The sequence below is a fragment of the Corynebacterium mustelae genome (genome assembly GCF_001020985.1).
GTDB classification, from domain to species: domain Bacteria; phylum Actinomycetota; class Actinomycetes; order Mycobacteriales; family Mycobacteriaceae; genus Corynebacterium; species Corynebacterium mustelae.
This window is the reverse complement of sequence record NZ_CP011542.1, coordinates 1,838,442-1,853,147: the sequence shown is the minus strand read 5'-3', so window position 1 is coordinate 1,853,147 and position 14,706 is coordinate 1,838,442. Positions and strand designations below refer to the sequence as shown.

Here is a 14,706-nt window from a genome sequence, read left to right as displayed (position 1 = left end):
TCTAAGTAGATGCAGTTAACTCGTCAGCGGTCACGAAATTAATGACTTCACATCGTGAAGCTGATTGATAGTTGGGAGTGGGTTTTCACCTAGATAGATGTGAAAGCCCACTTTCATGCTTTGCTTTATAGTGGTGACAGGCTGTGGCGAAAAATGACGAGTGTAAGAATGCACTTTGAATTCTATGCTCAGAGCAACTTATTGGACGTAGAAGTTTCACAAGAACGGGGTGGCGGAAAATGGCAGAAGTGAAACCGGATCAACCAGGGTTTGAAGATCCCGGTCCCGGGCGGCGATTGGGAATCGATGTTGGTAGTGTACGTATTGGAGTAGCACTATCGGGTTCGGAAGCTACGATGGCGATGCCATTGGAAACCATTTCTCGGCTGACTGGTTTTAAAGACTCGGATAAAGCGGATATTGACCGACTGATAGAACTAATAATTGATAACCATGTGGTGGAAGTCGTCGTTGGCTTGCCTAGGGATCTAAAAGGCAATGGTTCGAAAAGCGTCAAGCACGCCAAGGAGATTGCGTTTCGTATCCGCAGGCGGCTGAAAAACAGTGGATACGATATCCCCGTGCGCATGGCGGACGAGCGATTGTCGACAGTAATAGCCACCACAGCTTTGCGGTCAAGTGGGCGTAGCGAGAAAGCAGGACGCAAGGTCATCGACCAAGCAGCAGCAGTAGAGATACTTCAATCTTGGTTGGACGGACGTCAGTCATTTATGGAGCGTCACACCCCGATTACCGCCCAAGATTAGTAAAATTGGTTGCCGTTAGTGTCCCTATGGCAAGGAGAATCCCAAAAGATTATGCGTATGGAACGGAAGTACGTGAAACGACGGCAGCGAGGGTTAGCGGTTCTCATTGCTTGTTTGGTTCTACTCATTGGGGCGACGGCGTACATCGGGGTGACGGTTTTTAATCGCGGCCCCTCCGATTACGAAGGAACAGGAAACGGCCAAGTGGAATTGGTTACGATTGCTGAAGGCTCGACGATTTCCGAACTTGGACCCGAGTTAGTCGAACGAGATATTGTTGCAACTGAACAGGTATTTCAAGCCGCTGCGTTAAGTAATCCCAAAGCTCACAACATTAAACCTGGTGTGTATCGATTGCAGCAACAAATGAGTGCAACCGCGGCAGTGGCGGCGTTGCTGGATCCAGCTAACCAAGTAGAACTGTTAGACATAGCTGGCGGTGCTACATTGATGGATGTCAACGTGGTTGCTGGTGGCACTCGTGACGGTATCTTTACGCAGATTTCCAAAGTAACCTGTGCTGAAGGCTCCACCAATTGCATCAGCGTACAGGAATTACAGCAAGTCGCGGCTACGGTTGAGCCGGAGCAGTTGGGTGTTCCAAGGTGGGCAGTTGACCAGGTTCGCGCGCGTGGGAATGATCCAAAGCGACTTGAAGGATTGATTGTTCCAGGTGAATATGTTGTCGATCCAGAAAGCAATGCCCAAGAGATCCTGGCAGATTTACTTTCCCGTTCCGCAAAAAACTTTGAAAACACGAACATCGAAGAACGCGCCCAGGCTATAGGTTTAAGTCCATATGAATTGGTCACAGCTGCCTCTTTGGTTGAGCGCGAAGCACCTGCGGGTGATTTTGATAAAGTAGCTCGCGTTATTCTCAACCGACTTCAGGCGCCTATGCGGCTGGAATTCGATTCAACCGTCAATTACGATCTGACCACTGTGGAAGTTGCAACCACCGAGGAGGATCGCAAGCGAGAAACAGCCTGGAATACGTATGCCAAGGACGGATTGCCTGAGACTCCGATCGCTGCCGCATCCATCCAGGCTATTGAGGCGATGGAGAATCCTGCTGTAGGCGAGTGGTTGTTCTTTGTCACCGTTGATAAGCAAGGAACAACGGTTTTCACCAATACCTATGAAGAGCACTTAGCGGCAGTTGATGAGTCCCTTGCAAACGGGGTATTGGATTCCAATCGATAGCCTTTTCCACCACTGGCTGGTGCAGCAAACATACCAGTCGGTGGTGGGTTTTCTTCAGCATCACACTTCCATAGTGGAACCGACGCCTTGGTAGTGTTGCGTCGGAAACAAAAGCACCTTAGCGTTAGTGGAAACGTCTGCACTTCTCTGGTTGTGCGGATAGTTGCTTTTCGACGTGTTGGCCTTGTGCCTTTTGCTTTCAGTGGGAAAGGGGAACTGTGTCTGATTTTCGCGCTGCCGTGTTGGGTAAGCCCATTGAACATTCGTTGTCTCCGGTTTTGCACAATGCCGGTTATACTGCCTTAGGTTTATCAAACTGGCAGTATGACAGGATCGAATGTGATGAATCTGATCTTGCGCAGGTATTGTCTAATTCCAGCAACCAATACCGGGGTTTTTCCGTCACTATGCCTGGAAAATTCCAAGCGCTGGCCTTGGCTGACGAAGCCACCGAGCGTGCCCGTTTGATCGGTTCAGCTAACACATTGGTTCGACGCAACGAGACAAGCTGGGTGGCCGATAATACCGACTGCGATGGAATTATTGGCGCGATCAATGTTCTGTTTAATAGGGACGATGCGAATAAAAAGCGGTTTAGCGCTTCAGAATATGCGGTTATCATCGGCGCCGGTGGAACGGCCCGCCCAGCTGTGTGGGCGGTAGCACAATTAGGGGTCAAAAGAGTCATTATCGTAAACCGGTCAGACCGAAGCCTTGAGTTTGATTCATTAGCGCAGTTCTTAGGAGTGAACTTGGAATTTCGTGGATTCGATACAGCGCTGGCAGAAATTTGTGCCAAAGCAGCTGTTATCATTTCCACTGTCCCGTCTGTTGGAATACCGGATTACGTGCCTATTATCGCTCAGGCACCTATCATTGACGTGATCTATGACCCGTGGCCAACTTTGCTGGTTGAAACTGCTCACCGCAACGGGATTTCTGCAGTCGGGGGGCATGTTATGCTTGCGCACCAGGCATATGGGCAATTTGAGCAATTCACTGGTTATGCTGCCCCTAGGGACGCAATGTGGCTGGCATTGTGTCGGGCACTGGGGATATCGGTCTGATATAAGAGGACATGGCTAAGTGGTGCCAGAAATGGTCGTTGGGTTTTATGTCACGTGTTTTGTCTGGGCACTCGTCCTGACATGGTGGGATCTACGGTATTACCAGCTACCGAATCTGTTGGTTGTGCCTGCAATAATATTCCTATGGATGTTAGCGGTGTCGACTGAACGTCTAGACTCGGTAGTTGGTGGGCTCGTCTGGTCGGGCTTGTATGCGCTTAGTCGTCTCATTGCGATACGGCTACGCGGTGTGTCTGCCGGTGGTATTGGTGGCGGAGACATCAAACTCGCTCTGGTTACGGGAACCTTGATCGGAAATTCTGCTCTAGCGCCTGTGTTTGCGGCTGTACTGTTAGCACAATTGCTCAGTATCGTCTATGCGTTTTTCCTCAAACGTAACGCAATGCCGACACCACTAAATTCGCACAATGCCAGCAAGAAAGATTTTCATGTGACTTCCACTCAATCGCTAATGACTAATAAACAGCCAGTTAATGGGACTGGGCGGATGCGCGATGTCAAAGTCCCACACGGGCCGGCAATGTTACTGGCAACTGCCGTTGTTTTAGTTTTATGCCCCGAAGCGCGTATTTTCTCCCCATAAACCGGGGGTAAAAGCCAAGTTTTCTCGGTTATCGTGTCATAATTGCGAACATGCTTCGTTGGACTACTTCAGGAGAATCTCACGGCCAAGCGTTGGTCGCACTGCTCGAACGCATGCCTGCAGGCGTGCCGATTACCCGCGATGAAATTTCGTATCAACTTGCTCGACGCAGGCTGGGATACGGCCGCGGCGCCCGTATGAAATTTGAAGCAGATGATGTGACCATACTGGGTGGTGTGCGCCATGGTGAGACATTGGGTAGTCCTATCGCGATCATGATTGGGAATACGGAGTGGCCTAAGTGGACCACCATCATGTCTGCTGATCCTCTCGATTTAGATGATCCTGAAGTCGCATCAGCGATGAGTTCCGGCCGGGCGGCTAAGCTCACACGTCCGCGTCCCGGACATGCTGACTTTGCTGGAATGTTGAAATACGATCTTGATGAAGCTCGCCCGATATTAGAACGCGCCTCTGCGCGTGAAACTGCAGCACGGGTGGCAGTTGCAACGGTGGCTCGGAATTTCTTAAGAGAAACTCTCGGAGTGGAAGTCTTTTCCCATGTCATCTCAATCGGCGCTTCGGAATCTGCTGATGGTGTCGAACCTACCTTTGAAGATCTTCAACGCATTGATGCTTCACCTGTCCGAGCTTTTGATCCGGATGCCGAGGCGAGTATGGTTGCCGAAATTGAGGCAGCGAAGAAACAAGGCGACACCTTAGGTGGAGTTGTTGAAGTGCTTGTTAGTGGATTACCCATTGGTTTGGGTTCTCATATCTCGGCCGAGGATAGATTAGATGCCCAGATTGCGGCTGCGGTCATGAGCATCCAAGCGATCAAAGGGGTTGAGATAGGCGATGGATTTGCGGAAGCTCGCCGGCGAGGATCTGAAGCACATGATGAAATGGTGCGAGACGGTGGAACACTCCGACGTATCACTAATCGTGCGGGCGGACTAGAAGGTGGTATGACTAACGGCGAGACTCTTCGGGTGCGCGCCGCTATGAAGCCGATCTCTACCGTTCCGCGTGCCTTAAAAACCATTGACATGGCGACTGGACAGCCGGCTACCGGTATCCACCAGCGTTCCGATGTATGCGCTGTACCTGCTGCTGGAGTTGTGGCAGAAGCAATGGTGGCATTGGTCTTAGCGCGGGCAGTGTTGCAAAAATTCGGTGGTGATAGTCTTTCAGAAACCAACCGCAATATTGGTGGCTACCTTGACCGCGTCGAAAAGCGATTGCAGTTCTAAGCCCTAGATTATTTGATTCACGTTCAAAGGAAGGTTATGGCACAACCCGCAGTAGTTCTCGTCGGGCCGCCAGGTTCTGGTAAAACAACTATCGGTCGGCGTCTCGCACGCGCATTAGGGATGCAATTTCTTGATACAGACCTTCTCATCGAGGAATCGGCGGGAGTCGCATGCGGAGAATATTTCACCGCAGTTGGTGAACCCGAGTTTCGTCGTGTTGAAGCCGAACTCGTTGCCGCAGCCCTTATGCAGCATGCTGTGCTCAGTTTGGGTGGTGGCGCGGTGGTGACTGAATCCACCCGCACGAAATTGTTGGACGCATTTGTGGTTTGGCTAGATATTCCTGCTGAAGAAGGTGTTCGTCGAACCAGTCATGACGATTCCCGACCGATTCTTCATGCGAATGACCCTAACGCGCGGTATCAAGATTTACTCGATACACGAAACCACCTCTATGCGGAGGTTGCGGATCTTAAAATTCGTACGGATCAACGCTCCCCGCAGCAAGTGGTTGCCGATATACTTTCGGTAATTGACAACAACCAATAGGGATTCAAGGTTAAACCATTATCCCCATAGACAGGATCTATGAAGAAACAATTCCGGTTCTCGATTTCGGTTTTGATCTGACCAGCTTTACTACACGAAAGATACCTATGAGCACCACAGTTACAGTTGCTAGCGCCCAACCATACACCGTGCATATCGGACATGATCTTATTGACATCATCCTTATGGACCTAGCGGATTTGAAACCGAGCCAGGTGGCGATCATTAGCCAGGACGCTGTGGCCGACTACGCACAAGAGATAGCAAAACGTGCGGAGCACATTGGTATAGCACCACACATTATCTCTATCCCAGATGCTGAAGCTGGCAAGACACTCAGGGTTGCGGAGTCATGTTGGGATCAATTGGGAGACAAATCCTTTGGCCGACGAGATGTGGTGATTGGTTTAGGTGGTGGTGCAGCTACCGATCTTGCGGGGTTTGTCGCGGCTACCTGGATGCGTGGAATTGCAGTGCTGCAGGTTCCTACGACATTGCTTGCAATGGTTGACGCCGCGGTTGGCGGAAAGACAGGGATCAATACCGCAGCGGGAAAAAATTTGGTGGGTGCATTTCACGAGCCGCGCGGAGTGTACATCGATCTGGATCTATTGCAATCGCTTCCACAGGATGAACTCGTGGCGGGTTCGGCAGAAATTATCAAAACTGGTTTTATTGCTGACCCAGAAATCTTAAATCTCTATGAACAACACCCTGACCAATGCCTAAGCGTTGAGGGCTATCTTCCCGAATTAATAACTCGGTCGGTCCGAGTAAAAGCTTCAGTTGTAGGGCAAGATCTTAAAGAAGCCGGACTTCGGGAAATTCTGAACTATGGACACACGTTTGGTCATGCCATTGAGCTAGTCGAAAATTTCAGATGGCGTCATGGTTGCGCGGTTGCAGTAGGAATGATTTTCATCGCAGAACTAAGCCATCGGCGGGGTTTGATCGACGAACAATTGCTACGACGCCATTACGACATTCTGGCATCGATAGGTTTGCCTACAAGCTACGATGCTCGGGACTTTGACGCATTGTACGGTGCTATGACAAAGGACAAGAAAAATCGAGATGGCAATATCAGATTTGTGGCTCTTGAATCCGTAGGCAGGTGTACTCGGCTTGAAGATGCCACCTATTCAGAGCTCGAAGCCGCCTACCAGGCGTTAACTGAAGCATGACGCAAGGAGATCTGATGCATATTTTGGTTCTCAATGGCCCAAACTTGGATCGCTTGGGAAAACGGCAACCGGAGATCTACGGATCGGTTACGTTGATGGAGTTGGAAGAAACCATTTCTTATCACGCTGCAACTCGAAATGTCACGGTGGATTGTCGACAATCGAACCACGAAGGTGAATTAATCGACTGGGTTCACGAGGCGGCTGATAATAATTGGCCAATAGTAATCAACCCGGGTGGTTTTACCCATACTTCTGTTGCGCTTCGCGACGCGTTGGCTGAGGTCGCTGATCTAGCAGGATTCATCGAAGTGCATATTTCGAATATTCACGCCAGGGAGCCATTCCGACATCACAGCTACCTGTCCCCATTGGCAATTGGCGTAATCGCAGGTTTAGGAACTTACGGTTACCTGCTAGCTATCGATGCGCTTAGCACGCGGGAACCTTAAAACCGCTTATTATGTATATCACGACCTACAACAAGCAATGCACCGATTTTTGACTACATTGTTAGGTATTTGACAACTAAAAACAACCGAAACTGATTGAAGTCTTTGACCTCATCTCGTTTTTTTGATCGTAAGGATTCACAGTGGCTTTATCGGATACTCGATTTTTAACTAGGCGTCGTGCTCTGGCGGCAAAACTTGCAGCTCAGCGCGTGGACGTTATGCTAGTAACTCATCTAACCCATGTGCGGTATCTTTCTGGTTTTTCAGGCTCCAATGCAGCGTTGACTGTGTATAAAGACCTGTCAGCTTTAATCGCTACTGACGGCCGGTACACGACGCAAATTGCAGAAGAAGTGCCTGATATTGAGGCGATCAATGCGCGCGCCTGCGCAACAACTCTATTGTCGAAGATTTCGGGGCCGCGTCGAGTGGGGTTCGAGGCAGATTTTGTCTCAGTTTCTGAGTTTAAGAAACTTGAAGAAGCTTGCGGTGAAGATGTGACGTTGGTTCCAATCTCAGGGGTGATTGAAGAGATTCGAATAACAAAAGATCCGTTGGAGCGTGAACGGCTGCGTGCGGTAGCTGAGCTTGCTAATTCTGCATTCTGGGAATTAATCGATGACGGGCTTATTCAAGCTGGTCGTACTGAACGTGAAATCGCTGCTGATTTGGAATTCAAGATGCGGATCAAAGGAGCAGAACGGCCTAGCTTCGACACGATTGTTGCTTCCGGTCCAAATTCCGCTAAACCGCACCATAGCGCAACCGATCGGGTGATTGAGGTTGGAGATTTAGTCACTATTGATTTCGGTGCGCATGACCGAGGCTTTAACTCTGATACCACGCGTACTGTTGTGGTGGGCGAGGCTTCCGATTTTGTCAAAGAAATTTACGACATTGTACTCCGGGCACAATTGGCTGGCTGTGCAGCTGCGGTGCCCGGAGCCCAGCTTGTCGACGTCGACAAAGCATGCCGCGATGTTATAACCGACGCTGGTTATGGCGAATACTTTGTTCACTCTACCGGCCATGGGATTGGCCTAGATGTCCACGAAGCACCGTGGGCGGCGGTTACTGGTAGTGGGGAATTAGCAGAGAATATGACGTTAACCATCGAACCGGGTATTTATGTTCCGGGCAAAGGGGGAGTGCGCATTGAGGATACATTGTTGATTACAAGTGGTGTTGCCGACAATCTAACGCGGCTACCAAAGGACCTTCTGATCATCTGACCCGTTAGGGTTGGGTTGAATGATGCTGCGGTAAGTGGCGTCGGTGGTTCGTCGAAAAGCACCCGAGATTACACTTCGATAGGCCCACCCGTCTGCATCTTGTGGCTATGCAAGGAAAGCCACAAGAAACGATAGAATATTGGTTGTCGTCGGTACGGGTTAGCAAATAGCCGTCACAGTGGTGTAACCTTGCACAGTTAGAAAACCAGAGTTTGGTTTTTGTGTTAATCCATTGAAAAATTCAAACCCGTTAGGAAGTAACCTGTCGTGGCAACCACAGCTGATTTCAAAAACGGTCTTGTACTCAAGATCGACAACAAGCTCCAGCAAATCATCGAATTCCAGCACGTAAAGCCAGGCAAAGGTCCAGCTTTCGTACGCACCAAGCTTAAGGATGTTGTTAGCGGCAAAGTCACAGACAAGACCTTCAACGCTGGCGTAAAGGTCGAAACGGCTACAGTTGATCGTCGCGACATGACCTATCTTTACCACGATGGTTCCTCCTACGTGGTGATGGACGATAAGACCTACGAACAAATTGAACTTGACGAGCATCTCGTTGGCGACGGTGCAAAATTCATGCTGGAAAATACCACCATTCAAGTTTCGTTCCACGATGGCGAACCACTTTTTGCTGAGCTCCCAATCTCCATGGATCTCACTGTTTCCCATACTGAACCTGGTCTGCAAGGCGACCGTTCTTCCGGTGGCACTAAGCCTGCGACCTTGGAGACTGGTGCTGAGATTCAGGTGCCGTTGTTCATCGAAACTGGCAACATTGTCAAAGTTGACACCCGTAATGGTTCCTACCTCTCCCGCGTGAACAACTAATCGTGGCCGATAATAATTCATCTAACTCATCTCGCAACCAGGCGAAAAACTGGAAACGGCACGGCTCTCGCTTCAAAGCACGCCGCCGTGCTGTCGACATCTTGTACGAAGCTGAAGCTCGCGACGTCGATCCGGTAGCTATCGTGCAAGACCGAGTAAATTTGGCTCGAATCGATGAATCTATTGTTGCACCGGTCGCGGCCTATACTCGGGAGATAATCGCTGGCGCAGCTGAAGAACTTAATCGCATTGATGATGTCATTGCAGCCTATCTTTCCGAAGATTGGGAGCTACACCGCATCTCAGCTGTAGATCGGGCAATCCTCCGGGTGGCTGTGTGGGAAATGATCTTCAACGAAGATGTGCCCTTAAAAACAGCGATGACTGAAGCGATCGAAATGGCTGCTCAGTATTCCGGTGCCACCGCACCAGGATATATCAACGCAGTGTTAGACTCGGCGCTAAAAAATATTGATGAACTACGTTCTCCTATACCGGAGCCTATCGACGAATCCGAAGCTGAATCCGAGACCGTCACTGGTGTAGACAATAAGCCGCCACACGACGTCGAAAAGCTAGACGATGACTTTGACGATTTTTCTGATGTGTCTTTCGAAGAAGCACTCGCGGTTGCAGAAACAACAATTACCGACGCAGAAGATCGCTACGGTGACGAATCTACCACTGCGGCAGCTTCTCTCAATGAGGCAGAGGCTGTCATCGGTCTACCGGAGACCTGCGAAGAATCAGAGTTGGAACAGTCTGGTGAGGCATCTGGTGCGTCCGAGTTAGAAAAAGAGGTTGTCACTCAAACAGAGGTAGCGTCGAACGATGATAGCTTAAGAAGTGATCAACGCGTTCGGGCCCTCCTACCAGATACAGAAACAGCGGCTGACGAGTAAGAATAGCGTAAGTCCTAAAACGCGACGAAAAACCGCCACCACGTGATGAGGGCAGTTGCGAAACATCTGCGGCGTAACCTAAGGCTAAAACGTAGCTTCACGTTGCGCCGCTTCAATCTTTTCTAGAATATTAAAAATATCATCTACTGCAGCCCGCAACCCTGATCGCAGCTGCAGACGGCTCAGGCCGGTGGCTAATGGCAACTCTACCTCTGCGCGTATGTGATAACCATCTGACACAGTTACCACCGACGCCCGACCGCAGTTGAGTGAAACATTGACCTTATTACAGGCCAATAACCATGAGACATGAGGGAAAATATCCTCCGCAGCACTGGAATCTGAAATTTTAACTACACCTCGCACTATCACCGCAGTTGGAAGCAAAGCAAACAAAAATGGGACCCCGTTAATGCTTGCCTGACCCCTATCCGCTTTTTGCGAAGCTGGATGTATCGCAATCCCTAATTCCGACATGGCAGCCACTACCATGCCAAAATTAACCGCAACCGGAATTCGATACGAGTCCGCTGGCTTATGCAACTTTCTCACCACACCTTCTTACGAAACTCCGTCAATTTCCGGCAATGACCAGTTCATGTAGTACGGCAACTCGCCGGCTACGTAATTCCAACACGCCATAATTGCGTCAAGTGAAGTCAGTACAAACGCCCCTAGCTGGTTTACACTAACCCCATCTACGACCCGTAGACTGCGCCGACACTGCAACTCCAATGAATCGCTGCCCAATTCTTGAAACTGCAGTGTGGGGGCGTCATGCATCGTATTCCACTCATTGCATAGCGTCAGTAGCCGAGTGGTCTTCGCAATCGGAACCATTCCACGCCATACGGAATCTAGCGCCAAGAAGTCATCTTTTGTCTGGAAAAACACAGTGTGATCCACAAAGCTGGTGGTAATGCGGTTGCCATCATTAATAGATTCCAGGCCTTCAGCCGCCAAAATCTCAGTGACATCGGGCAGCATGAACCCGCGAACCGTCAGCCGTTCTTCGATGCTTTTCGGAGACATATTTTAAAAATATGGTTCGCAATATAGGTAGCGAAACAGCGACACAGCAAACGTGCGCAACCTAGGTGCAAATATGAAAGAAATTTAATATTTGCTACCCCAGGGATACCCCGGAAACATCACACAAGAAAAGCCTAGGTGGCGTCGAAAAGCCTTTCCCCGCCTAACTCATGCGCCAGTGCCTGTTCAATCGTCGGATATCGGAACTTATGCCCTAGTTCTAACAATCGCCCAGGCATAGCTTTCTGCGAGGCTAACACCAATTCCTCTGCGCCTTGTGCCCCCAATAACACTTTGGGGCCGAGAGCAGGAATTGGAAACCGCGCGGGTCGTCGTAGCTGCGCACTTAAGGCCTGAACCATTTCAGCATTTGTTACCGGAGTAGGGGACACCGCATTAACCGGACCGGTTAGCCTGGAATCCAGCGATGCCCGAATCAGCGTATCCGTCAAATCATCTAATGACACCCACGAAAACCATGCGCCACCATCGTCAAATCTTCCCCCCAGACCAGTAGAAAATACTGTCCGCAAAACTGGCAATATCCCACCTCGCGTGCTCAATACCACTCCAGTACGAACAACAACGACTCGCTTACCCGCGGATATTGCTGGTGCACAATCCTCTTCCCAATCGCGCGTTAACTCAGCCAAAAATCCCGACCCTGAGCTAGATTCCTCTGTGAGAATTTCATCGCCACGATCAAAACCATAAAATCCGATGGCTGAGGCCGACACCATGACGTGGCATCGGGCTGAATCTGCAACCAACGAGGCCAACCGGGCCGTTGGTCCTACGCGGCTATCTCGAAGTGCTTTCTTGTGTGCATCGTTGAAACGGCCGAAAATGGGTTCACCGGCTAAGTGAACCAATACATCAACATCGGCTAGAAGCTGTGGATCAGGATGAGCAGAATCCCAAAACCGCTCCGATAGAATGGCGTTAGGATCAGAATTCACCTTTTCGGGTTTCTCACGAACCAACCGAACCACACTGTGGCTCAACGTGGTCAGTTGGGCAACCAATGCCCGCCCCACAAGACCCCGCGAACCAGTGACTGCAAACCGCAGCGGTTTGTTCGATATCTCCGCAAATTCCGCCATTTTTTGAATATCGTGAATCAATTGTTGCTGCCGATACGCGAACATCGGCGCAAGTGATGCTTTTGGCAACCGAGTTCGTACCTCATCCGTGATTCTAGTTGCCGGAGCCCCATCGACGTCTACCTCGCAAAACTCATGGCTGTGGCGCCAATTTGCCAATGCGCGGATAGGAGCGGTTACGCAAACATCGGTGAACCGAAAGCCCTTAACGTAACCGGAAAGGTCGTGGCGGGCCTCCCACCGTAAACCAGCAGGTAACGAAAATATAGTAGTTCCCTGAGCCAAATCTGTAGTTGCCTGAATGGGCGTAAAAGGAAAAAACGGCGGTGTTAGCCTGTCTACAGCGCCAGGGCGAGTGTGCCAATTCCACACTTCTTCGCGGGAACCTGGGACGATGTGGCTGGTTACGAGGCTCATGGCAGTCCTATTTTCGTTTGGTTTTAACGGTGGTGATGCGTGGCACCCGATATTTTGACTAGTAAAACGCGGGCATTGTGCTTCTGGTTGACAAGCATAAGTGAAAGTTTGGGATCCGGCAGCAACGCTAGTCGGGATGGTTAGTGATTGACAGCCGGGATTCAATGCTGCGGAATGGAATCATCCTGCTTTTGGTATGCGGATGGTGTCTTGACCAATGAATTACACATTCGCTTTTCCTAGTCGTAGATGCGGCATGTGGATAGTTTTCACGTGGATGCCAACAGCGAGCTTGTCATGAGCCGTAGCTGATCAAATAGATTATCGTTTGGTAGACGCACCTGAGCTGGGGGATAGGTTAAACCTGGTATTAAGGTGATAAAGTTTGTTGCAGTGCTGTGTTTGATGGTCGCATGATATATAAAGCGAGGCATAAAACACAGAACCACAACCTAATTGAATCTCAAACAAGAAGTATGATTTTTGGATTTGGCGCAGTGTTTACCACTACTAGCGTTAGGTTTAATGACAATCATGCTTGACATCCTTTAACGGACCGCACAGTGAGGCGGGGAAGGAGGTCACGATGAGTGAGAATCGGCACGAGACAGTTGAGTTGCTCAGCAGCGACGACGTGTCTCGTACTATTGCACGCATCGCGCACCAGATCATTGAAAAAACTGCCCTGGACGCACCCGAAAATCAGGCAACGCAGTCAGTGATGTTGCTCGGCATTCCGTCGGGGGGAGTGCCGTTAGCTAACCGGCTGGCGGAAAAGATTGCGCAATTCACCGGCGTTACGGTTCCGGTAGGCAGTTTAGACATCACACTTTACCGAGATGATTTGCGTACGAAACCGCATCGTGCTCTCCAACCAACACGTATTCCTTCCGGTGGGGTGGATGGGGTCACCGTTATATTGGTTGATGACGTGTTATTTTCCGGTCGTTCTATCAGAGCTGCGCTTGACGCGTTGCGCGATGTGGGACGACCGGCTTCTGTGCAATTAGCGGTGCTGGTTGATAGAGGACACCGGGAATTGCCCATTCGGGCGGATTACGTGGGTAAAAATCTACCTACTTCCCGAGCGGAAGATGTTGCAGTCTTACTTGCCGATATCGATGGCAAGGATGCCATCGTTTTAACCCGAGGTGACGGAATAGATGAAACACCTGCTTAGCATCGCAGACCTATCGAAAGATGAAATCATCGGCCTTATGGACGAAGCCGATAGGTTTCGAGAAGCCCTAGAAGGCCGAGAGCTAAAGAAGCTTCCGACTCTACGGGGACGGACGATTTTCACTGTGTTTTACGAAAATTCGACTCGTACTCGTTCGTCCTTTGAAACTGCTGGTAAATGGATGAGTGCGGATGTCATTAACATTTCGGCATCGTCATCTTCCGTCAAAAAAGGAGAATCACTAAAAGACACAGGTCTTACTCTTTCCGCCATCGGCGCTGATGCGTTGATCATCCGGCACCCTTCCTCGGGTGCAGCATTGCAGTTAGCGCAGTGGGTAGCGCCAAATGGGGTAGGGCCATCGGTTATTAATGCTGGCGATGGTTCACATCAGCACCCGACACAAGCATTGCTGGATGCAGTGACCATGCGGCAACGGATAGGGGAAATCACAGGCCGAAAAATTGTGATCGTTGGCGATTGCCTGCACTCTCGTGTGGTGCGTTCCAATGTAGATCTACTCGCCACGCTCGGCGCAGAGGTGGTGTTGGTAGCTCCACCCACGTTGTTGCCGCCAGGGGTTGAGAACTGGCCGGTTCGAGTCAGTTACGAGATGGATCCAGAGATACCAGATGCCGACGTCGTGATGATGCTACGGGTGCAACAAGAACGAATGCTGGGTGGATTCTTCCCTTCCCATCGGGAATATGCCACATTGTACGGTTTGAGCAAGCAACGCGAGGCCCGGATGAAAGATGGCGCGATCGTCATGCACCCAGGCCCAATGTTACGCGGGATGGAAATAAACTATGCCGTTGCCGATGCGCCACGTTCAGCCGTATTACAGCAAGTATCAAATGGCGTACACACTCGCATGGCGGTGCTGTTTACGTTAATCGCGGGTGCCGAGAACCCGGGCTTCTAATT

15 protein-coding genes and 1 pseudogene are annotated in these 14,706 nt (G+C 50.3%); 13 read left to right on the top strand and 3 right to left on the bottom strand.

All coding sequences use genetic code 11. From position 1 onward, the window contains the following. Positions 1–239 precede the first annotated feature (239 nt). The 11 genes and pseudogenes from ruvX to nusB all read left to right on the top strand — a co-directional run. The gene (ruvX, locus tag CMUST_RS08445) at positions 240–767 is read left to right on the top strand and encodes a Holliday junction resolvase RuvX (RefSeq protein WP_047262155.1); all 528 of its coding nucleotides are present in this window, start codon (positions 240–242) and stop codon (positions 765–767) included. 51 nt (positions 768–818) lie between these two features. Then, complete coding sequence (gene mltG / locus CMUST_RS08440) at positions 819–1,970, top strand: endolytic transglycosylase MltG (protein WP_047262154.1); 1,152 nt, start codon at positions 819–821, stop codon at positions 1,968–1,970. A 218-nt stretch (positions 1,971–2,188) separates the two neighbouring features. Then, positions 2,189–3,037, top strand: coding sequence for a shikimate dehydrogenase (locus CMUST_RS08435; protein WP_047262153.1), 849 nt, complete (start codon positions 2,189–2,191; stop codon positions 3,035–3,037). A 31-nt stretch (positions 3,038–3,068) separates the two neighbouring features. Further along, positions 3,069–3,641, top strand: coding sequence for a prepilin peptidase (locus CMUST_RS15985; protein WP_236690198.1), 573 nt, complete (start codon positions 3,069–3,071; stop codon positions 3,639–3,641). Between the two features lie 50 nt (positions 3,642–3,691). Beyond that, positions 3,692–4,894, top strand: coding sequence for a chorismate synthase (aroC, locus tag CMUST_RS08425; protein ID WP_047262152.1), 1,203 nt, complete (start codon positions 3,692–3,694; stop codon positions 4,892–4,894). A gap of 36 nt (positions 4,895–4,930) precedes the next feature. Then, positions 4,931–5,443: a shikimate kinase gene (locus CMUST_RS08420; protein WP_047262151.1), complete on the top strand. Its 513-nt coding sequence runs from the start codon at positions 4,931–4,933 to the stop codon at positions 5,441–5,443. Between the two features lie 107 nt (positions 5,444–5,550). Further along, on the top strand, positions 5,551–6,627 hold the full coding sequence (gene aroB, locus CMUST_RS08415; protein ID WP_047262150.1) for a 3-dehydroquinate synthase: 1,077 nt from the start codon (positions 5,551–5,553) through the stop codon (positions 6,625–6,627). A gap of 14 nt (positions 6,628–6,641) precedes the next feature. After that, positions 6,642–7,079, top strand: a complete 438-nt coding sequence (aroQ, locus tag CMUST_RS08410) for a type II 3-dehydroquinate dehydratase (protein ID WP_047262149.1) — start codon at positions 6,642–6,644, stop codon at positions 7,077–7,079. 143 nt (positions 7,080–7,222) lie between these two features. After that, positions 7,223–8,314, top strand: coding sequence for an aminopeptidase P family protein (locus tag CMUST_RS08405; RefSeq protein ID WP_047262148.1), 1,092 nt, complete (start codon positions 7,223–7,225; stop codon positions 8,312–8,314). 267 nt (positions 8,315–8,581) lie between these two features. Continuing rightward, positions 8,582–9,145: an elongation factor P gene (efp, locus tag CMUST_RS08400; protein ID WP_047262147.1), complete on the top strand. Its 564-nt coding sequence runs from the start codon at positions 8,582–8,584 to the stop codon at positions 9,143–9,145. Beyond that, a pseudogene (gene nusB / locus CMUST_RS17055) lies at positions 9,145–9,672 on the top strand (transcription antitermination factor NusB); the annotation flags it as partial. The gene efp and the pseudogene nusB, both read left to right, overlap by 1 nt. Before the next feature lie 459 nt (positions 9,673–10,131). On the opposite strand, the gene CMUST_RS08390 reads toward nusB, so the two are convergent. The 3 genes from CMUST_RS08390 to CMUST_RS08380 form a co-directional block, all read right to left on the bottom strand. After that, a complete protein-coding gene (locus CMUST_RS08390) occupies positions 10,132–10,599 on the bottom strand; it encodes a hypothetical protein (RefSeq protein WP_052844599.1) in 468 nt (155 codons plus the stop codon). Between the two features lie 9 nt (positions 10,600–10,608). Then, positions 10,609–11,079 carry a type III secretion system chaperone family protein gene (locus tag CMUST_RS08385; RefSeq protein WP_052844598.1) on the bottom strand — a complete coding sequence of 157 codons (471 nt, stop codon included), beginning with the start codon at positions 11,077–11,079 and terminating at the stop codon, positions 10,609–10,611. A gap of 134 nt (positions 11,080–11,213) precedes the next feature. Continuing rightward, on the bottom strand, positions 11,214–12,599 hold the full coding sequence (locus CMUST_RS08380) for a TIGR01777 family oxidoreductase (RefSeq protein ID WP_047262146.1): 1,386 nt from the start codon (positions 12,597–12,599) through the stop codon (positions 11,214–11,216). 586 nt (positions 12,600–13,185) lie between these two features. On the opposite strand from CMUST_RS08380, the gene pyrR reads away from it, so the two are divergent. Both pyrR and CMUST_RS08370 read left to right on the top strand, forming a co-directional pair. Beyond that, positions 13,186–13,779, top strand: coding sequence for a bifunctional pyr operon transcriptional regulator/uracil phosphoribosyltransferase PyrR (gene pyrR, locus CMUST_RS08375; protein ID WP_047262145.1), 594 nt, complete (start codon positions 13,186–13,188; stop codon positions 13,777–13,779). After that, a complete protein-coding gene (locus CMUST_RS08370; RefSeq protein ID WP_047262144.1) occupies positions 13,763–14,704 on the top strand; it encodes an aspartate carbamoyltransferase catalytic subunit in 942 nt (313 codons plus the stop codon). The genes pyrR and CMUST_RS08370 overlap by 17 nt, the downstream gene beginning before the upstream one ends. Positions 14,705–14,706 lie beyond the last annotated feature (2 nt).